At 57.7% G+C, this 19,908-nt stretch carries 16 protein-coding genes; 3 read left to right on the forward strand and 13 right to left on the reverse strand.

Translation table 11 applies throughout. From position 1 onward, the window contains the following. Positions 1-58 precede the first annotated feature (58 nt). Complete coding sequence (gene minC, locus GPL81_RS16590) at positions 59-796, reverse strand: septum site-determining protein MinC (protein ID WP_160107614.1); 738 nt, start codon at positions 794-796, stop codon at positions 59-61. A 118-nt stretch (positions 797-914) separates the two neighbouring features. Here minC and GPL81_RS16595 point away from each other — a divergent pair, with 118 nt between their 5' ends. Together GPL81_RS16595 and GPL81_RS16600 are read left to right on the forward strand one after the other, a co-directional pair. Beyond that, complete coding sequence (locus GPL81_RS16595) at positions 915-1,847, forward strand: lipid A biosynthesis lauroyl acyltransferase (RefSeq protein WP_160107615.1); 933 nt, start codon at positions 915-917, stop codon at positions 1,845-1,847. Between the two features lie 152 nt (positions 1,848-1,999). After that, a complete protein-coding gene (locus GPL81_RS16600) occupies positions 2,000-3,163 on the forward strand; it encodes a patatin-like phospholipase family protein (RefSeq protein WP_160107616.1) in 1,164 nt (387 codons plus the stop codon). Positions 3,164-3,303: 140 nt separating this feature from the next. Here the strand turns inward: GPL81_RS16600 and GPL81_RS16605 are convergent, their stop codons facing one another. The 8 genes from GPL81_RS16605 to puuE form a co-directional block, all read right to left on the reverse strand. Continuing rightward, positions 3,304-4,089 carry an outer membrane protein OmpK gene (locus GPL81_RS16605; RefSeq protein WP_160107617.1) on the reverse strand — a complete coding sequence of 262 codons (786 nt, stop codon included), beginning with the start codon at positions 4,087-4,089 and terminating at the stop codon, positions 3,304-3,306. A 373-nt stretch (positions 4,090-4,462) separates the two neighbouring features. After that, positions 4,463-5,248, reverse strand: a complete 786-nt coding sequence (locus GPL81_RS16610; protein WP_160107618.1) for an outer membrane protein OmpK — start codon at positions 5,246-5,248, stop codon at positions 4,463-4,465. A gap of 169 nt (positions 5,249-5,417) precedes the next feature. Then, positions 5,418-6,776 carry a nucleobase:cation symporter-2 family protein gene (locus GPL81_RS16615; protein ID WP_160107619.1) on the reverse strand — a complete coding sequence of 453 codons (1,359 nt, stop codon included), beginning with the start codon at positions 6,774-6,776 and terminating at the stop codon, positions 5,418-5,420. A 145-nt stretch (positions 6,777-6,921) separates the two neighbouring features. Then, positions 6,922-8,223 (reverse strand): urate hydroxylase PuuD, encoded by a 1,302-nt coding sequence (locus GPL81_RS16620; protein ID WP_160107620.1) that lies wholly within the window; start codon positions 8,221-8,223, stop codon positions 6,922-6,924. A 50-nt stretch (positions 8,224-8,273) separates the two neighbouring features. Continuing rightward, on the reverse strand, positions 8,274-8,777 hold the full coding sequence (locus tag GPL81_RS16625; RefSeq protein ID WP_007988150.1) for an ureidoglycolate lyase: 504 nt from the start codon (positions 8,775-8,777) through the stop codon (positions 8,274-8,276). Positions 8,778-8,895: 118 nt separating this feature from the next. Then, a complete protein-coding gene (gene alc, locus GPL81_RS16630) occupies positions 8,896-9,891 on the reverse strand; it encodes an allantoicase (protein ID WP_160107621.1) in 996 nt (331 codons plus the stop codon). 90 nt (positions 9,892-9,981) lie between these two features. Then, complete coding sequence (uraD, locus tag GPL81_RS16635; protein ID WP_096509708.1) at positions 9,982-10,497, reverse strand: 2-oxo-4-hydroxy-4-carboxy-5-ureidoimidazoline decarboxylase; 516 nt, start codon at positions 10,495-10,497, stop codon at positions 9,982-9,984. Then, positions 10,494-11,420 (reverse strand): allantoinase PuuE, encoded by a 927-nt coding sequence (gene puuE, locus GPL81_RS16640; RefSeq protein WP_096509709.1) that lies wholly within the window; start codon positions 11,418-11,420, stop codon positions 10,494-10,496. The genes uraD and puuE overlap by 4 nt, the downstream gene beginning before the upstream one ends. A gap of 432 nt (positions 11,421-11,852) precedes the next feature. Between puuE and uraH the strand changes: the two genes are divergently transcribed. After that, positions 11,853-12,206 (forward strand): hydroxyisourate hydrolase, encoded by a 354-nt coding sequence (uraH, locus tag GPL81_RS16645; protein ID WP_160107622.1) that lies wholly within the window; start codon positions 11,853-11,855, stop codon positions 12,204-12,206. Between the two features lie 95 nt (positions 12,207-12,301). Here the strand turns inward: uraH and GPL81_RS16650 are convergent, their stop codons facing one another. The 4 genes from GPL81_RS16650 to GPL81_RS16665 form a co-directional block, all read right to left on the reverse strand. Further along, the gene (locus tag GPL81_RS16650) at positions 12,302-13,927 is read right to left on the reverse strand and encodes a hypothetical protein (RefSeq protein WP_160107623.1); all 1,626 of its coding nucleotides are present in this window, start codon (positions 13,925-13,927) and stop codon (positions 12,302-12,304) included. Positions 13,928-14,022: 95 nt separating this feature from the next. Next, positions 14,023-15,627 carry a hypothetical protein gene (locus tag GPL81_RS16655; protein ID WP_160107624.1) on the reverse strand — a complete coding sequence of 535 codons (1,605 nt, stop codon included), beginning with the start codon at positions 15,625-15,627 and terminating at the stop codon, positions 14,023-14,025. A gap of 155 nt (positions 15,628-15,782) precedes the next feature. Continuing rightward, the gene (locus GPL81_RS16660) at positions 15,783-19,040 is read right to left on the reverse strand and encodes a calcium-binding protein (RefSeq protein ID WP_160107625.1); all 3,258 of its coding nucleotides are present in this window, start codon (positions 19,038-19,040) and stop codon (positions 15,783-15,785) included. Between the two features lie 210 nt (positions 19,041-19,250). Further along, positions 19,251-19,880: a LysE family translocator gene (locus GPL81_RS16665; RefSeq protein ID WP_160107626.1), complete on the reverse strand. Its 630-nt coding sequence runs from the start codon at positions 19,878-19,880 to the stop codon at positions 19,251-19,253. Positions 19,881-19,908: the final 28 nt, after the last annotated feature.

Genomic DNA, 19,908 nt, shown 5'->3' on the forward strand with positions numbered 1-19,908 from the left:
TTCGTTTGAGCCGTTTTCGCTACGTTTTAGAGATGTTTGGAAAATGCGGCAGTATCCGTTAAAGCCGAATGATGTTCAACACATCGCCCGACAGGCTGACCTGAACGCCTGAACCCCATAAAGGGTCGCGACGCAGATCTTCGGACACCTTGTAATGACCGGCGATGGAGACCAGTTCAGCGCTCATTTGCTGACAGAAAATCCTGGCTTTCGTATCGCCTTTGACCCCGGCCAGCACACGACCACGCATGGGGCCGTATACATGGATGTTGCCATCGGCGAGAAGTTCCGCCCCCGGGCTGACCGAGGAAATCACCACCAGATCGCAACCCTGGGCATAAATCTGCTGGCCGCCACGTACTGGCGAAGTGATAATTTTTGTCGGTTTGATCGTCGGTTCCGGCGGTTTTTCCGGTTTTTTCGCAACCACGCCTTCATTCAGGTCCAGCGGGCGCTCACGGGCGCCGGACGGTGGCAGCACCGGCAGGTCGACCGCGATGGCAGCCGCGATGTCTTCGATACGGCTGGCACGGATCGCCAGGGTGCGCAGGCCGTGCTGGCGGCAGACGCGCATCAGGCCCGGCAGATCGACCACGCCTTCGTTGGGCGAGAGCTTGTCCAGGGCCAGTACCAGCGGTGCATTGCTGAAAAAATTGGGTGCCTGGGCGACCTTGGCGGCCAATTGCCGATCGAGGCCTTCGAGGTCGTTACGGGCCAGTTCCAGCACCGTAATGGCGAGCATGCTGCCCTTCAGCTGGAACACGGGATCTTGGTCTAGCGGTTCGGTTTGGCTCATGGTCGGCATACAACGACTTGTCACTAAAAGTGCCGAGACTTATAACGAGAACGCCCGCGGGCCGCAAGCCGGGTCGAACGATGTAGAATGCGCGGCCATTGTCTTTTCGGAAGCTTTAATGGATCGCCCGCGTTTTCGAACAACCTTTCTGTCTCCACGTTTCTGGCCGCTGTGGCTGGGCCTCGGGCTGTTGTGGCTGATTGTCCAGTTGCCGTACCCGGTATTGCTGTGGATCGGCCGTGCGCTGGGTGCCTTGATGTATCGGGTGGCCGGCGACCGACGGCGCATCGCCAAGCGCAATCTGGAGCTGTGCTTCCCGGAAAAGTCCGCTGCCGAGCGCAAGCGTCTGCTCAAGGAAAACTTCGCCTCCACCGGCATCGCCTTTTTCGAAATGGCCATGAGCTGGTGGTGGTCCCGTGAGCGTTTGGCGAAGCTGGCCCACGTCGAAGGGCTGGAGTATCTGCAGCAGGCCCACCGCGAAGGCAAGGGCGTGATTCTGATGGCGGTGCATTTCACCACCCTGGAAATCGGCGCCGCACTGCTTGGCCAGCAGCACACCATCGACGGCATGTACCGCGAGCACAAGAATCCGTTGTTCGACTATGTCCAGCGTCGCGGTCGTGAGCGGCACAATCTCGATTCACTGGCGGTGGAGCGAGAAGACGTGCGCGGCATGCTCAAATTGCTGCGCTCGGGCCGGGCGATCTGGTATGCACCGGATCAGGACTACGGCGCCAAGCAAAGCATTTTCGTGCCGCTGTTCGGCATTCAGGCCGCGACCGTCACCGCCACCAGCAAGTTTGCGCGGCTGGGCAAGGCGCTGGTGGTGCCATTCACCCAGGAACGCCTGGCGGATGGCAGCGGTTATCGCCTGGTGATCCATGCGCCGCTCGAAGGCTTCCCGGGGGAAACCGAGGAGGAAGACTGCCTGCGCATCAACCAGTGGGTCGAAGGTGTTTTGCGTGAATGTCCGGAGCAATACCTCTGGGCCCATCGTCGCTTCAAGAGCCGCCCACCCGGCGAGCCCAAGTTGTACGCCAAACGCGGTTGAATCCCGAACCCCTGTAGGAGCGAGCCTGCTCGCGATGGTGGTCAACGATAACGCGGGGCACCTGACACCCCACGGCGGTTTCACGACCATCGCGAGCAGGCTCGCTCCTACAGGGAACGGAAAATCCCATCAAGCACCATGGAGAGCTGTGCATGAGTCCTGCTGAACCGGTCACAGGGTTGATTCTATCCGGCGGCGGGGCTCGGGCGGCCTATCAGGTCGGTGTGCTGGCGGCGATTGCCGAGCTTTTGCCATTGGGCGCGGACAATCCGTTTCCGGTGATCGTCGGCACCTCGGCCGGGGCGATCAATGCCGTCAGCCTGGCCAGCGGGGCCATGGATTTTCGCACGGCCATCGAGCGCTTGACCGCTTTCTGGCAAGGCTTTCGCAGTCATCTGGTATTGCGCAGCGACTGGCCTGGAGTGATCCGCCAGGCCAGTCGCTTTGTCGGTCACAGCCTGCTGGGCCTTGGCGCTCAGGTCCCGGTGGCGTTGCTCAACAGCGCGCCACTGCGCGATTTACTCAACGACAAACTGCACATGACCGGCATCGCAGAGGCCATCTCTCGAAAGCAGTTACACGCAGTGGCCGTCACTGCGTTTGGTTACGAATCCGGTCAAGCGGTGACGTTCTATCAGGGCGGCGGCACCATTGACGCCTGGTTACGCCATCGACGAATTGGCGTTCCTACCCAGTTGTCCGTTGAACATCTGCTCGCCAGTTCGGCCATTCCGCTGTTGTTTGCCCCGGTGAAAATCGGCGAAGAGTATTTCGGTGATGGCGCGGTACGCCAATCGGCACCGATCAGCCCGGCACTGCACCTGGGGGCGAGTCGCGTGCTGGTGGTGGGTGTCAGTGGCAACCCGCGGGGTATCGATCCGGAGCAGCCGTTGCAGCGCGCGTACACCGGGCAGCAACCGACCCTGGCGCAAATCGGTGGGCACATGCTCAACAGTACGTTCATTGACAGCCTGGAAAGCGACATCGAGTTGTTGCAGCGCTTGAATCAGTTCAGTCGCCTCATGCCCGATGGCACACCGATCCGCACACTGGGTGTAGCGCCGGTGGAGGTACTGGTGATTTCGCCGAGTCAGCCGATCGACGAGATTGCCGCACGCCATCGCCAGGAGTTGCCGGCGGCGCTGCGTCTGTTCCTGCGCGGGCCGGGGGCGACCAAGACCAGTGGTGCGGGGGTGTTGAGTTATCTGTTGTTCGAGGCGGGGTATTGCAGCGAGTTGATTGATCTTGGGCGGCGGGATGCGTTGGCCAAGAAGGATGAGTTGTGCCGGTTTCTGGGGTTGGCGGTTTCGGCTTGAGATTGACAGTGCGGCATTCGCCTGTAGGAGCAAGCTTGCTCGCGATGAACGACAGGACACCACGGGGTATCAGGTCCCCAGCGTTTTCGTTCACCACCATCGCGAGCAAGCTCGCTCCTACAGGAGCGAGGTTTTTCAGATCAGAAGTGAACCTTGACCAGCAGGCTGGTCGCGCTCTGATCGGTCTTGAAGCCCTCGCTGTCTTCGATACCGTACTTGTTTTTCCAGTAGTCGTATTCGACACCGACGTACAACTGCTTTTCACCCAGGTTCAGCGCCTTGCCCAGGTCGTACTTGATCTGCGGATTGAAGTGCAGGTTGGCGTGGTATTCGCCTTTTTTGTTGACGTCGTTGTCAACCACCCAGTCCATGAAACCGTCGATCAGGATGCTCGAGTCGCCCACTGGAATGGTGTAGGACCAGACCGGCGTGACCTGCCAGATGTTATCGCCCGGGCGGCTGCCTTCGGTGTGACGGTTGTAGAAGTTCAACTGGAAGTAGTCGAAGCCCGGGATGGCCAGGTCGAAGCCTGGACCGATCAGGTACGACTCGGTGTCGTTCTCGCCGAACTCATAGGTCATGGCCAGCAGGACGTCCTTGACCGGGCCGAATTCCAGCTTCTGATCGAAGATCTTGCCGAACGACAGGCGCGGGCTGAATTCGCCGTAGTAAGAGTTATTGCCCGCGAAGGCGTCTGGCTTGCCGTTGTAGAAGATCTTGTCGACGAAGAAGAAGTTGTCGCCGTATTTCCAGCCATCGGCGTGTTCGAAGGTCACTGTCTGCTGGATGCGTGGGTTGACCTGGAAGTCCTTGCCATACAGGTAGGTCAGGCTGTTGTTCTGCCATTGCAGCAAGTCGCCGGCCATGGCCTGGCCCCCTGCCAGCATTGATCCCGCGAGCATCAGGCTAGTGCACGTGCGTTTCATTCGGTTGCTCCCAAAAAGTAGTGGTTTCACGTTTTTTTTAAGGTCGACGCTCTGGTGTGGCGTCTTTTCCTGTAGCTGTAAAAAATCATCCATCCGGTCAGCTTGAGTGCTGTCAGCAAGTGCTGCGCCAAGGTTTTCTGAAAACAAAAAAACTCCCGTTCGGCTGCTCTGCAACAGTCGATTGAGAGGATTTTGGGGATGCCTTGGTACCGTCCAGAGCCGGGATAAGTTGGCTTTCTGGTCAGGAATTAAATCCGGGCTTTTTTTTAAAGCGGATTCAGGCGGCCGCGGAGAATACTGACTCCTTGGCCAGGTCTCAAGTGCCCCGCAACAGCGCACCGACGACAGGTTTGAGGCGCGGTTGCGGGTCATCTTAAAAATGCACCTTCACCAGCAGGCTGGTGGTGCTCTCATTGGTGTCCAGCCGGGTGCTGTCTTCAATGCCGTACTTGTTTTTCCAGTAGCTGTATTCAACGCCGACATACACCTGTTTCTCCCGCCAGCCCAAGGCCTTGCCCAAGTCGTATTTGACCTGCGGATTGAAGTGCAGGTTGGCGTGATAGGTGCCATGGGAGTTCTGGTCGTTATCCACGACCCAGTCGATGTAGCCGTCAATCAACAGGCTCGAATTGCCCACTGGCAGGGTGTAGGACCAGGCCGGGGTGATCTGCCAGACATCATCGCCGGGACGCGAGCCTTCGGTGTGGCGGTTGTAGAAGTTCAGGGTGAAAAAGTTGAAGCCGGGCACCTTGAGATCAAAACCGGGACCGATCAGGTAAGCCTCGCTGTCGTCTTCGCCATTCTCGTAGGTCATGGCCAGCAACACGTCCTTGATCGGGCCGAATTCGAAACGGCGGTCGAGGATTTTGCCGAAGGAGAGGCGCGGGCTGAATTCGCCGTAGTAGGCGTGAACGCCTTTGTTCCGGTCTTGCGCGCCGTTGTAGTAGGTGCTGTCGACGAACAGGAAGTTATCGCCGTACTTCCAGCGGTCGGCGTGTTCGAAGGTGATCGTCTGCTGGATCGACGGGTTGACCGCGAAATCCTTGCCGTACAGGTAGCTCAGGCTGTTGGTTTGCCACAGCAGCAGATCGCCGGCCATGGCCTGACTCGCGGCCAGCAGGCCACCACCCAACAACAGGTTTGTCTGTGTACGAATCATGTGTTGCTCCCTCTTGTTTTTATTGTTCAAGGCGCAGGAAACCCCAAACCCTGTAGGAGCGAGCCTGCTCGCGATGGTCGTCAACGATTACGCGTGTTATCTGGATAAACGCGGTGTTCTCGGGTTCATCGCGAGCAGGCTCGCTCCTACAGGGGGGGGCGTTTCTGACCTAGTGCGAGTGGGCGTGGCAGTCGTTGACGGCGGCGCGTTCCTTGCCGCCGAGGATGTTGAACAACAGGTTCAGCGTCAGGGCGCTGAGGGTGGCCATGGCGATGCCGCTGTGGGTGATCGGGCTCATCCATACGGGCAGGTGGGCGAAAAACTCCGGACGCACTACCGGAATCAGGCCCATGCCGATGCTCACCGCCACCAGCAGCTGGTTGCGGCGGTCACCGATGTCGGCTTCCTGAAGAATCTTGATGCCGGTGGCGGCCACCATGCCGAACATCGCAATCGCCGCGCCGCCCAGTACCGCTGGCGGAATCGAGGCCACCAGGAACGCCGCTTTGGGCAGCAGGCTCAGGACGATCAGCAAGCCACCGGCAACGATGGTCACCGAGCGGCAGCGGACCCCGGTCATCTGCACCAAGCCGATGTTCTGGGCGAAGGAGGAGTGGGTGAAGGTGTTGAAGAAGCCGGCGAAGAACGAGGCGCCGGCATCGCACAGCAAGCCGCGACGCAACAGGCGCGGGCAGACTTCCTGGCCGGTGATCTTGCCCAGTGCCAGGAACATCCCGGTGGACTCGACGAAAATGATCACTACCACCAGGCACATCGAGAGAATCGGGGCGAGTTCGAATTTGGGCATGCCGAAGTGCAGTGGGGTGACGAATTGCAGCCATGGCGCATTGGCCATGCCGCTGAGGTCGACCATGCCGATCAGGCCACAGAGCACGTAGCCCAGGCACATGCCGATCAGTACGGAAATATTGACCCAGAAACCGCGCATGAAACGATGCACCAACAAAATGGTACCCAGCACCAGCGCAGCAATGGTCAGGTAAATCGGGGAACCGAATTGCGCGGCCTCAACGCCGCCACCGGCCCAATTCACAGCCACGGGGAACAGCGACAAACCAATCGAGGTGATGACCGTGCCGGTCACCAGCGGCGGGAAGAAACGTACGACTTTGGACATGAACGGTGCGATGAGCATGCCAAAGAAACCGGCGGCGATGGTGGCGCCGAAGATTCCTTGCAGGCCGATACCGGGCATGCCGGCCATGGCCACCATGCTGCCGACGGCGGCGAAGCTGGCCCCCATCATCACCGGCATCCGGATGCCCACGGGGCCGATGCCGAGGGATTGGACGATAGTGGCGATGCCGGCTACCAATAGGTCAGCGTTAATCAGGAAGGCGATTTCTTCACGACTCAGGCCAGCGGCCTGTCCGATGATCAGCGGCACCGCGATGGCTCCGCCGTACATCAGCAGAACGTGTTGCAGGCCAACCAGGATCAGTTGCAAAAGGGGTAAACGCTGAATGGCGGGTGCGTCGGGGATGCGCGCTTCGGATAGCTCGGACATGCAACACCTCGGATCATTTTTATTCTTGTGATTTACAGCTGCAGTGCTGCTGGCAGCTGTTTTCGAATCAGGTGGACCGCGGTGCGGCCATTCGCTGGCAAGCCAGCTCCTACAGGAGCTGGCTTGCCAGCGAAGCTTTTAACGATTAATTGGTCGGGGCACCCTGAACAATCCAGGCGCCGATCAGGTCACGTTCCTGCTGGGTCATCTGCGTGATGTTGCCCAGTGGCATGATCTGGCTGGTGACGGCTTGCGCCTGAATGCGCGCAGCGTTCTGGCGGATCTGCTCGGGGGTATCGAACATCACGCCGGCCGGAGCCGCGCTGAACAGCGGGCTGGTCGGTTTGGCCGAGTGGCAGACCGCGCAACGCTCTTGAATCACGCTGTGCACCTTGTCGAAACCAGGGCCGGCATTGGACGCTTGCGCCGGTGCCGCTGCCGGAGCTTCGGCAGGTTTTGCCTCAGCCGGTTTCAAACCACCGCCCAATGCCGTTTCCGGCAGCGGCTGGTATTCGATCTTCGCAGGCGCCTTGGCCACTTCCGGGCTGTTCATCGGCGCTGGGCCGGTGACGTAAGCCAGGCTGATCATGCCCACCGCTGCCACTGGCAGGGTCCAGGCAAACTTGTGGCTGTCGTGACGGGTGTTGAAGTAGTGACGCACCAACACCGCCAGTACCGCGATCCCGGCCAGGATCAACCAGTTGTACTGGCTGCCGTAGGTGCTCGGGAAGTGGTTGCTGATCATGATGAACAGCACCGGCAAGGTGAAGTAGTTGTTGTGGCGCGAACGCAGCAGGCCTTTGGCCGGCAGTGCCGGATCCGGCGTGCGGTTCTCGGCAATCGCCGCGACCAGTGCACGTTGCGCCGGCATGATGATGCGGAACACGTTACCGACCATGATGGTGCCGATGATCGCGCCGACGTGCAGGTACGCACCACGACCGCTGAACACCTTGCTGAAGCCGTAGGCGGCGCCGATGATCAGGACGAACAGGATGAAACCGAGCAGGGCAGGGCGTTTGCCCAGGGCCGAGTCGCAAAGGAAGGAGTAGATGAACCAGCCGATGAACAGCGAGCCGATACCGATGGCCACGCCTTCAGGGCCGCTCAGGGTGCTGCCCGGAGCCAGCAGGTAGAGCGTCGGGTTGGAGTAGAACACCACGCACAGCAGCGCGATCCCCGACATCCAGGTGAAATAGGCTTCCCATTTGAACCAGTGCAGGTTGTCCGGCATGGTCGGTGGGGCCAGTTTGTATTTTTCCAGGTGGTAGATGCCGCCGCCGTGGATCGCCCACAAATCACCGGCCAGACCGCTTTTCGGGTTGACCCGATTGAGGTTGTTTTCCAGCCAGACGAAGTAGAACGACGCGCCGATCCAGGCCACACCGGTAATCATATGAACCCAGCGCACGCTCAGGTTCAGCCATTCCAACAGATGTGCTTCCACAGTCTTTACCTCTCGCCTGTCACTCTGTTGTCGAGTGATCAGACCTTCTCTTATTGGTGGGGGGCGAGGATCAAACGCTCATCCTCTTTGAAAAAATGCTCATCGCAGTTATTGCCTGTGCCACTGCGATCAACCACCAGGAAGTCATCCCGCTTTTCGATCGTCAGCACCGGGTGGTGCCAGACGCCGCGATGGTAATTAATGCCCTGCCTGCCGTTGGTGACGAAGGCGCGGACCAAGCCTGATACAGGTTCATCGCCAAGTGGCGCGACCACGATCAGAAAGGGGTTGCCGAGCAGCGGTATGAAAGCCTGGCTGCCCAGCGGATGGCGCTCCAGCATGCTGACGGTCAGCGGCATGTCCTGCGCGTCGGCGCGGAAAATGCTGATGATCGCCTTGTCCTCTGGCGTGGCGGTTTCCACCGTCGCCAGTTTGTGAAAGCGCATGGTCGAACCGTTGTTGATCATGAAGTGATCGCTGCCGTCGGTTTCGATCACGTCACCGAAAGGGGCGAAGGCTTCTTTGGTCAGCGGTTCAATCGTCAGTGTGCGCATGCTGTTCTTTTCCGAATTCTGTGTTGTGTGGCTTTTGTGGGAGCACGGCTTGCCGGCGATGGCGACCTCACTGGCGCCATCGCCAGCAAGCTGTGCTCCTACAGTTTTTCGTTCACTCTTATTTAGCGACCTTGCCCAAAACGCGCAGGCGGCTCACACCACCATCCGGGAACACGTTCAGGCGGATGTGGGTGATCGGGCCCAGCGCCTTGATCTGCTCGGCGAACGTGTGTTCGGCGTGCATTTCCAGTTTCTGGCTTGGCAGCAGTTCGCGCCAGAACAGCGATTGGGTTTCGATCTGGCTGTCGGTGCCGCCTTTCACGAACGCGCCCTGGATCGAGCAGCTGTCCGGGTAGTTGCCCTTGAAGTGCAGGGTGTCGACGATGACTTTCTCGACTTCACCGGCATGGCCCAGGGCGACGATCACCCAGTCATTGCCCGGGGTACGACGACGCGCGGTTTCCCAACCGTCGCCCATGTTGATGCCACGGCCCGGGTTGAGGATGTTGCTCATGCGGCCGAAGTGCTCATCGGAGCAGGCCAGGGCACGACCGCCGTTCAGGGCTGCCGCGAGGTCGACCTGTTCGTTGTCGCCGATGGCCGACCAGTCGCGGAACGGCACGCCGTACACACGCAGACGGGCCACGCCGCCATCCGGGTAGATGTTGAAACGCAGGTGGCTGAAGGCCTGTTCGTTGTTGATTTCGTGGTAGTGGTGGCTGTTGCCTTGCAGCTCGACGGCGGACAGCACTTCAGTCCACTGGGTGTTTTCGTCCGGCTCGCCTTCGGCCAGGAAGCAGGCTTCCAGGGAAGCCGACGGCGGGAAGTTGCCGGTGAAGAATGAAGTGTCGATGTCAACGCCCTTGATCGAGCCCGGTACGCCCAGGCGAATCACTGCGCTGTCGAAGCCTTCGAAGCGCTTGCGGCGCGATTCCCAGCCGTCCATCCACTTGCCGTTGTCATCGAACACGCCCTCCTTCCATACGGCCGGGGTCGGTTGGAACAGACGGTTGGCGTCTGCGAACCAGTCATCGGTGACCGAGATGATTTTGGTGCCCAGGCGGGCGTCGGCCAGGTTGACGAACTTCTCGAAAGGTACGGCGTAAGCTTTCATTCTTCTTGTCTGCCTTTAAATAAGTGGCTTGGGATGCTCTCAGGGCCCTGGGCGTGTTCGGCGTTCTTGAGCACGCTCGGGCCAGGATCGCTATAGGGTCAGTAATCGGAACAGGGCGATCTTGTTGATCTCCGCCAGCGCGCATTTGAACTCGGTGTCGACCGGGTTATGGATGCGCGTTTCGAACGCTGCGAGGATCTGATGCCGGTTGCTGCCTTTTACCGCCATGATGAAGGGAAACTTGAACTTGGCCTTGTAGGCGTCGTTCAGCTCGGTGAAGCGCTGGAACTCTTCGGCCGTGCATTGGTGAATACCGGCGCCAGCCTGTTCATTCGTGCTGGCTTCGGTCAATTGGCCCTGGACGGCGGCTTTGCCGGCCAGGTCCGGGTGAGCGTTGATCAGTGCCAGCTGACTGGCGTGATCGGCGCTCAACAGGATGTCGCTCATGCGTTGGTGCAGGGTTTCGATCTGGTCGATCGAAGCATCCTGGCCCAGCTCGAAGGCCTTTTCGGCCACCCATGGCGAATGTTCGTAGATATCGGCGAACACGCTGACGAAGGCGTCGCGGCTCAGGGTCGAGGGTTTGATCGATTGAAAGGTGCTCATTTGGCAGCCCCTTGGTACGGGTGGGTTTCCTGCCAGTGGCGCGCGATGTCAACGCGACGGCTGAACCACACCTGTTCATGACTTTTAGCGTATTCGATAAAGCGCTTGAGCGAGGCCAGACGCGCCGGACGGCCGATCAGGCGGCAGTGCAGGCCGATCGACAGCATCTTCGGGGCTTCGGCGCCCTCGGCGTAGAGCACGTCGAACGCGTCCTTGAGGTATTCGAAGAAATCGTCGCCCTTATTGAAGCCCTGGACCTGGGTGAAGCGCATGTCGTTGGTGTCCAGGGTGTACGGGATCACCAGGTGCGGCTTGCCGGTCGGGTTGTTCGGTTCCCAGTAGGGCAGGTCGTCGTCGTAGGTGTCGCTGTCGTAGAGGAAACCGCCTTCTTCCATCACCAGGCGACGGGTGTTCGGGCCGGTGCGGCCGGTGTACCAGCCCAGCGGGCGTTCGCCAGTGATTTCGGTGAGGATGCGGATCGCTTCGAGCATGTGCTCGCGCTCCTGGGCTTCGTCCATGTACTGGTAGTCGATCCAGCGGTAGCCGTGGCTGCAGATCTCGTGACCGGCATCGACCATGGCGCGAATCACGTCCGGATGACGCTGGGCGGCCATGGCCACGGCGAAGATGGTCAGTGGAATGTCGAATTCCTTGAACAGCTTGAGGATCCGCCAGACGCCGGCGCGGCTGCCATACTCGTAAAGGGATTCCATGCTCATGTTGCGCGCGCCTTGCAGCGGCTGCGCCGAGACCATTTCCGAGAGGAAGGCTTCTGATTCCTTGTCGCCGTGCAGGATATTGCGCTCGCCACCTTCTTCGTAATTGAGCACGAAGGACAGCGCGATGCGAGCATTGCCCGGCCAGTGTGGGTGCGGAGGGTTACTGCCGTAACCGGTCAGGTCGCGTGGGTAGTCAGCGCTCACTGCAGTCTTCCTTCTTATTCGTGGTAGCAGATTGTGTGGCGCGCCTGAATGGGGATGGCAGGCTGGCGTCACAGCGATGGGCTGATTGTATACAACTTTATATTCACTTTGTAAGCCTGATTTTTTGCATTTTTCGCTAACGGTCATCTTCGCGTGCTATCGGGAGGAGCTTGCAAGAAATTTGCCTGGTTGGTCAGCTAATGGCTGCGAGGTTCAGATTCCTGGCGCTTTCGCCGTAAATCGCCTGGAAATCCCTGGGTGGCGGGGAGGGTCGTAAAAATGTCGCTTTTATTGTGTACAATTTTTTTGAAAAATGTCTTAATCAATCGCTCGCCGCAGCTTTTCGTGTTCTGAAACGGTGCGGTCTCCTTTTAACTGACTTCGGGAGGCGCGAGGTCTGACTGCTTCCATGCAGGCAGGCGCGCAGAATCAATGGGACGTTTGACTACACACGTTTTGGACGCTGCACACGGTTGCCCGGGCAGCTCGATCAAGGTCGAGCTGTACCGCGTTGAAGGATCGCACCTGGAATTGGTCGCCACTGCGACAACCAACGGCGATGGCCGTGTCGATGCACCGCTGCTGCAGGGTGATGACTACCGCACCGGTGTCTATCAGGTTCAGTTTCATGCGGGCGACTACTACCGCGCCCGTGGGGTCCAGTTGCCGGAGCCTGCGTTCCTGGATGTCGTGGTGCTGCGTTTCGGCATCTCGGCGGAACAGGATCACTACCACGTGCCGCTACTGATTTCGCCCTACAGCTATTCCACGTACCGCGGCAGCTGATCCCCCAAGCAGCTGCCTCACCCTGGAAGCGACTGCGCATATAGCTTCTTTGGTCTTTCGCCCGCTCACACTGCGGGCTTTTTTTCGCGCCGTGCTTAGGCCCTTGGATCATTCGATCGCACGATAAAGATCGAATCCGGGCGATCCCTTGAAACCTGACTCCCGCCTTTGAGCCAGATCAGCTTGTTCGCCGCTTGGGCGCCTTGAACGGCTTGCATGGCTGGCAGGCCTATCAGCTCTGGCAACCTGTCCAGGGAGAACCCCTGATCGTGGGAAGGCGGGATATGAATTTTTTTACCCAGAACGCGATGCAGAGTCATGCAGAACACAAAATCATGCCCAATTCGCCCGAACACCAGCATTGGGTAGGAGTCGGCGATGGTTGGATCAAATACGGCGTATCCATTACGCGTCAACAGGCTGGCCATGAATCGTTTGAGATCTACGGCATATTGGGTCTTGGTGAAGTGCTGCCACTCTGTACGGAACTTGTGTGGATCAAATTCCAGTCGCTGTAATCGCGCCTGATCGGACTGCAGGGGAAGCTCCATAACCCGGGACATTCCCTCGCCAGCAGTCATTGGCGACACGGGGAGCATGAGCAGTGGATCAGCCAGCTCTGGCCGTGGTGCGATGTTCAGGGACCTCCAGTCATTGAACACTTGCCTGAGGGTCGTCAGCCCGGCGCTGGTTGCGACATCGGAACCGTTGGCGAGGTAAAACTGTTTACTGGCGACATTCAGTAAAGAGCTTTCCGAGAGCTCGGGAAAGTAAGCGGCGACATAGGCGGTCAGTGCTCTGTCAAAAGGCAGGTGAGGATCGACTTCCCAGTGGTTGGTGGGCGGGATTTGGATAGTGCCACGGGGTTGTTGTTCGGGCTCTCGTCTGAGGGTTGCTTGCAATAAATCAAAGTCGTAGATCAGATGTGTCGGGTTCTTGATGTAAACAATGGGGTGGTCCGGCGATTCACCGCGCGGTACGGTCTTGTAGATAACCCCCGCGATGGTGATGTCTTCGGGCGATGCATGTTGGGGGGCGATTCCCCAGTTGTTCCATGGTTCGGAGGATGTATCGGCTTCGGAAATCCGCGAAACGGATGAGGCCGCGTCCTCGGCGGGATATTCTTCTTCAGTCCGGCGTGGACGCTTGGACGGGCCGGCTTCTTCTTGCCCATCGCCCGGCAGACGGTTGATGGTGACAATCAGTTCTGAATCCCCCATGCCACTGTTGTCGGGTCGAACCTGATGCCATTTGAGCATTCCTTCCACACGTTCAAGCCGCGGGCCGGACGGTACGAGTTCGGACATCTGCTTGGCCCTGAAATAACCTTGCGCATCGTTGGCCACAGCCACCGTTCCGCCCTCTACAAGATCGACATACTGGCGCCCGACGACAATAGATCGGAGTCCGGTCGCCGGGTCGGGATCGGGTAACCGGTCTACCAGTCCCGGTGCCAGATAATAATTGCTTATCGGGAGGTCAGCGATGATTTGGCTGATGTGTAAATCGGCGGGAAGGTCGATGACCTCAATTGCCGGGGGCTGGGCATCAATTGTTTGAGCGTGCTCCGGGAAATGTTGTCCTGGTTGCGAAGCGGGTTCAGGATCCAGTGTATTGACGGGGCGCCTGGGAAAATGGCCTGGATCCGTGTCGCGTATGCCTGAGGGACTATCGATTGAGGAATCGGGGAGTTTGGGTCGAATGGGGTGTTTTGGGCTCATTGAAAACCATGCTCTTTTAGAGTCGTATGAAATTTATGTGCATCACATGCTCAGTTGGCTCTCGCCGGCCTGACCGGCGAGATGGAAGGTGAATGTCAGCGTTCCCTGATGATGAAAACCGACTGCCACCCAGAATCGGTTGTCTGGGTTCCGCCAAGCAGCCAGACCACTTTGTTCTGGTCGTGAGCAGCAAGCAGTGCAGTACGTGCCGGTACGCCGATTCGGGCTGTCAGGTGTGGATCGGAAAGTTCATTACCCGGAGGGGTGATATCCCTGATCGCGTGCCCCTCTATACGGCCGAGTTTCAGGAAAAAAACGGCATCGTGGTTTGCGCGGGTGAAAACGAGCGTTGGGCCTTGGTGTTCGTTGGTTAACGGAAAAACGCTGTACCCATTACGCACCAGCACGCTTCCCACCAGCCGCTTGAGGTTGAAGTTGGAAGGGGTGGCAGAAAAGTTTCTCCACTCCTCAGGGAAACGATGCGGGGCAAAGTCCAGCCGCCGTAACGTTACAGTTGCATCGGAAGGCGTCAGCGCCAACCAGCCAGTGTCGGTCGTTCTGGTAATGACGGGCAGCATGAGCAGCGGGTCGGCCAGTTCTCGTCGAGGGATAGTGGCGCTGCTGGCGTCGGCCCAGTTACGAAAGGTCTGTTTCAAGACCAAAAGGCCATGGCTGTTGATAACCTCCGAATGATCGGCGCGATTAAATAGCGTTCTTGCAACGGTATTTAATGTTTCATCCGAGTAGTCCCTGAAAGTTTCGGCGATGTAAGCGGTCAAGCTCTTGTCGAATGGGTAGAGGTTGTCTAGCACTTTCCACTCGCCGTTCTGTTTGACTGCCCATCTGGGTTGCAGTGACAGATCGTCCTGCAGCATCTGCTCGAAGGCTTCATAGCGTGAGGGTGCAAACCGGGGGTGTTCAATCAAAGCCACGTCAGTGTTCGCCAGCGATCCTTGAGGTACGACGCGATAATGAAGCCCTTCGATCTCAATGGAGTTCGCCGATTGAGGCCTCGTCGAACTTCCCCAGTTCTTCCATAGCGCAGAAGACAGATCTATGGGGGAGGAGGGCTGCGTGAGAAGGTCTGAGAGGATGGGATGTGCTTGGGCTAAATTGCCGTCGTCTTCATCCAGACGCGGCCGCTTGTTGGTGCTTGGGCCGGGTTGTTCGTCCGTCGAGCTTGACGATTGTGGGTTGCGCCCAGGGGCGTCTGTGTTTTTCCTGCGCCAGAACACCGTTTCGGCAATTCTTTCGAGTACCGGACCTGTAGCGGTCAGCTCATTGGCGGATGATGCCTGGTACTCGCCGTCATCTCGGCGCCGCACCAGCGTGACGCCTTCATTTTCGATTTCTGCATACATCGCGTTGCGTTGGCCGTGGCGTAATCCGTCGGCAAGTGGGGCGGGTAATCTCGATATCAGAGCGGAGGGTAGAAAGTTGATGTCGGATGTTGTGCCAGCGGGGCTGATTACAAGTGGCCCGGGTGTGGATATGTCCACCACCATAATCGACGGTTCTTGCGGGGTGTTGCTTGATTGTTGCCCTTCCGGCAGCAGGTTTCTCGGCAAGTCGATGGAAGGGTCGGGAATGTTGGCGTCAGGCAGGTGGTGCCAGGGCACTCTCCCATCCTCGGCATTGTTGTTTCGAATAAAAGGGTCAGTTTCCGGTGTACCGGGTTTTGGTTTTCTTGGTGGCTTCATGCCAATGTCACTCCAGTAACAGGTATCAGATGTGTCGGTTTTTTTAAGAGCTGAAGGGACCGAACAGGTCCTCCTGCCAGGCCGATGCTCAATATCCCTTCTGGGAAAGTGCAGCGGGTGGTAACTATGTATGGCGGCTTGGAAAGCAGATGAGATTATTTTTCCGAGTGGATATAGACTTGTTCGAATAAAAGGTCCACTGCATAAGTAATGCCGGAGGGTGTAATGACATACAGTTCTTCAATCGGAATATTTTCGTCCTTGTAATCCGGGAGAAGGATAATAAGTCCTCGTCCGGCCAGTAACTTATTTCCCGATAGTCTTATAGAGCCGGAATGTTCATCTCTTGAATGGAAATACCAGGTAGAAGCGTTCGAGGTTTTTGCGAGTGCTCCCGGAGTGGAGATTCTAAGTGTGGTGTTGTCGGAGAAGTACACATAATAGGTAGAGCCACTTCCTTCAAGCGACGCCACTGCATTTTGCAGGTGAACAGGGAAATCGATACGTTGAGGTCGAGGGTCCAGCAGTCGGGGTTTACTGTCATTTGGGGTGTTCAACAAATAGTTGCCCGACCGCTTTTGCAGCATTTGCCATCCATCCAGTTCCTTGAGGCCTGGATTTTTTACGTCATTAACGTAATTGGGAGATGGCGTTCGAATTTTATAGGACACTCCATCGCGCATCGTCAGGTTTATCTCCTGGTTCAATACCAGCGCATTGACCATGTAGGGTGTGTCCCGAATATTAAAATACTCGTCGGAAGGGGTGTTGGTGATATCACGTAATCTTATTTTTTTTATGCCGAGTCTAAGCTCAAGATCAACATTGCTGTACGTTAGATAATAGTTAGCGTTCCGGTTTTCGACTTGAACCGAATAGGTGGCTCGTACTTCGGTTATCTCTGTACTGTCACAATCGATTGAAAGGGTATTGCTGCTGTTGAAATTTGTTTTTGGAATGCTGAATGACCTCACATCGAAGTTGCGATCGATGAAATAGTGTGAGGTTTTTACGTCAGACATCCGATGTGCGCGATGGTTAATAATCATTGGCATTGGTCGCTTTCCCGGTGTCAGGATCAAGATCTCAACACTGTGATTATCGACGCCTTCCAGTTCATCGGGAAAATCAGGGGTGAGGTGAAAACCGTCCTGGGTCAGGAAGCGCAGTGTCTGTTCCTGAAACAGGCGTTTGTCGGCCACTTTTTTATAAACGTCTTTGATGATAAGCGTCCTGGGTGGCAACTCTCCGTCTTTACCGCAGAGCGATGAGACGACCAGCGAGGTGTCCTCAATAGACCACTTCTGAATGCTCTCAAATGACCAGTCCATGACGATCACGCTTTCTTGCTGCGCGTCCTCACTGATGGTGACGGTGCCGCTTGTATGGGCGATAAAGTATTGGTCCCTGCCGGCGCCACCTGCAGCGCTTCCATGACTCCCCATCAGATAGATGGTGTCATCGCCTTCACCGGCGTCGATCTGGTCATGGCCTCTGGAAACGATAAGGTTCGCGCTGGCGGACCCTTTCACGACGTTTCTCGCGCCGACCAGTGTTTCGACGTTTTCAATACTGTCCAGGGTTGTAAGCAGGGCAGGCCCCGTCGAATCGATAGGGCTCAGCAGGCGGATCCGGCCGTTCTCCAAATCAATTTCATAGCCGGTGTGTGGAGAAACGTCCCGGCTTTCCAAATTGCCTTGGAAAACCAGCGTGTCATTGCCGTCGCCCCCCAGAAGACGTGCATCTGTCTGGGCAGGCGCGGGTGCTTTGAGCGTCTCTACCGCCCCTTCAAACAGGAAGTGATCGTCCTTCTCACCACCGGTCAGGTGCTTGGAGCCTGTGCCATAGCTGAAGTGATTGGGTTTGTTCTCGACACCGATGACGGTGTCTTTCCCGCCTCCCAGCAGCCAAAGCGTTGCTTTGGTTTCACCGTCGGTTCCCTTCACTACTCCAGGGAGATCCGAAGGAATGCCGTTGCGCGCGTCGATGGTATCGTTTTCGTCCTGAACCTGTGGCGCCTTGATTTCCTTGGAGCCCATATATTCGCGGCCCTGGGCATCCTCCTCGAACCAGAAAACCTGTTCGGCTTTCAGGGAGACATGCACCTTGCCATTCACGATAGCCTCAACACGGTCTTTCATTTGTCCATCGAGCCACCTCCGTGCTCGCCTGGTGACCATTTTCGAATGCTGGTCCTTTGTCAGCGCGACGCTGTATCGGTCCTCAATACGTTGCGGCGGACTTTGGTTGAGAAAGGCAAGAAAGCCGGTAACGAGACGTTCATCGACACTCAGCTCAATGTAATCGTCGATGTCGTCCACATAGCGAACGGCGCTGTAGATCTGCGATCCCGTAATCAGAATGGCTGCCGCCGCGATTCCCAGCGGACCGGCATATGCGAAGCCGGCCAGGGCTGCAGTGCCGAGAATCAGGGTCAATGCGGCGCTGGACAGGTTCATGCCGGCAGCGACGTAATGATCCAGGGCCTGCTTGCCGGTGGTCTTGGACGCATCGTTCAGCGCTTTGATCGCGAAGTAGATGTCGAAGGGCAGGGTCAACGCGCCTGCGATCAAACCTGCTGCCCGCGACAGGTGTAGACCAAAATGAGTCCTGGCAAAACCCTGGTAGACCAGCGCACTGTTTTCAATCAGCTCCTGGGCGGTTTTAACCAGGCCGCGCTCGATGATCAGCGAACCGAGCTCCGTCACCACCGCCCCGGCATTGATCGCCGCTTCGGTACGATCACCGCTTTTGATCGAGTCGGAAATGCCCATCAAACCGCTATAGATACCAAACGCCTGTAACCCGACGCCCATGCCGTTAACGACTTTGCTTTTCTGTTTGTTGACCCAGCCAGGCACATTTTCGGGTAAGCGGGTATCGCGAATATCCAGTTTCTGGGCTGATTGCAAAAGCCTGTCGATCTTTTGCGCGTGAGTGCCTTGTGCCTCGCTGAACAGCGGTGATGCGTCGACCGAGCGATGGGTTGCAATCTCGAACAACAGGGTCGGGATCGTGTAGTCGCCAACGGTGCCGCTCGCCCGGATGCGATTTTCGACATCCGCGGGGTTCAATTGCAGGCCGTCGATAAATGCCTGGGGTGTGCGGCGAAAGTTGGTGTTGCCGATATCCAGCGGCTCGCCATGAACCGTGGCATTCATCAGATGAAGTTCTATGCGGCTGACTGTAAATTGGCCAACAATCAGCGGCCCGTAGTACTGATCCAGGGCCCGCAGAATCCGTTCCCGTTTATTGGGGGATCGGGAAGGTTGATTTTTCGGAGCTGTCGCTCCGTTATTGCGGATAAAATCGACGATCTCCTGATCGGCCGTGGCCAGGGAAAGCGGTTCAATATCCGAGACTTTGATCGCGTCGTAGTCTGTGGCATCGGGAGAAGTGAATAACTGCGCCATACGTACTTCCTTGTTGAGGCTTTTTTAAAAAACGTTGGCCTGAACAGTAGAGATGCGTGATGTTCGTACAGCGATAAATATGTATGACGTGTGTTTCTGCCGATGACGTTGCGTCCGACGCTGTATCACGTGAAGGGTGCGAAAGCCCATCCGCGGCCTCAATCTGCCGGGATGGGCGGGGCAGGGGGGGAATTCTCTAAGCGGGAAGTATCAGTGTCCACTCAGCAGAGAAGCAGCGCCGGCACCACCGAATAAACCGGCACTGATCCGATTGAACCAGCTCTGCCCCTTGCCCGAGCGCAAGTACCTGGCTGCGCCGTGGGCGCCAAGTCCGTAGGTGATTTTGCACAGCAGATCCAGCACGGTCCAGGTGGCGATCATCACCAATAACTGTGGCAGGAATGGCTGCTCCGCGCTCAAGAACTGCGGCAGGAAGGCGGCGAAGAACAGGATGTCTTTCGGGTTGCTGGCCCCCAGCATGAACGCGCGGCCGAACAGTGCGCGAAAGCGCGGTACCGGCGCAGCCTGAGGCACTTCGGCGCCGTGGGACGGCTGACGCGATTGCTGCCAGCTCTGCCACGCAAGATAGAACAGGTACAGTGCACCGACGATTTTCAGCGCGCTGAACAACTGTTCCGACGCCAGCAGCAGCGCGCCCAGGCCCAGTGCCGAAGCACTCAACAGGCAGATAGACGCGATCACACCGCCGAGAAACGCCGGATAGGAACGGCGCAGGCCGTAGTTCAGGCTGTTGCTGATCATCAGCAAAGACAGTGGCCCCGGGATCAGGATCACGACCAACGCAGCGCCGCTGAACAGCAGCCAGGTTTCCACACTCATCACTTTCCTCCATTTGCACAAAAGCCTC

The sequence above is a fragment of the Pseudomonas izuensis genome (genome assembly GCF_009861505.1).
In the GTDB taxonomy this organism is placed as follows: domain Bacteria; phylum Pseudomonadota; class Gammaproteobacteria; order Pseudomonadales; family Pseudomonadaceae; genus Aquipseudomonas; species Aquipseudomonas izuensis.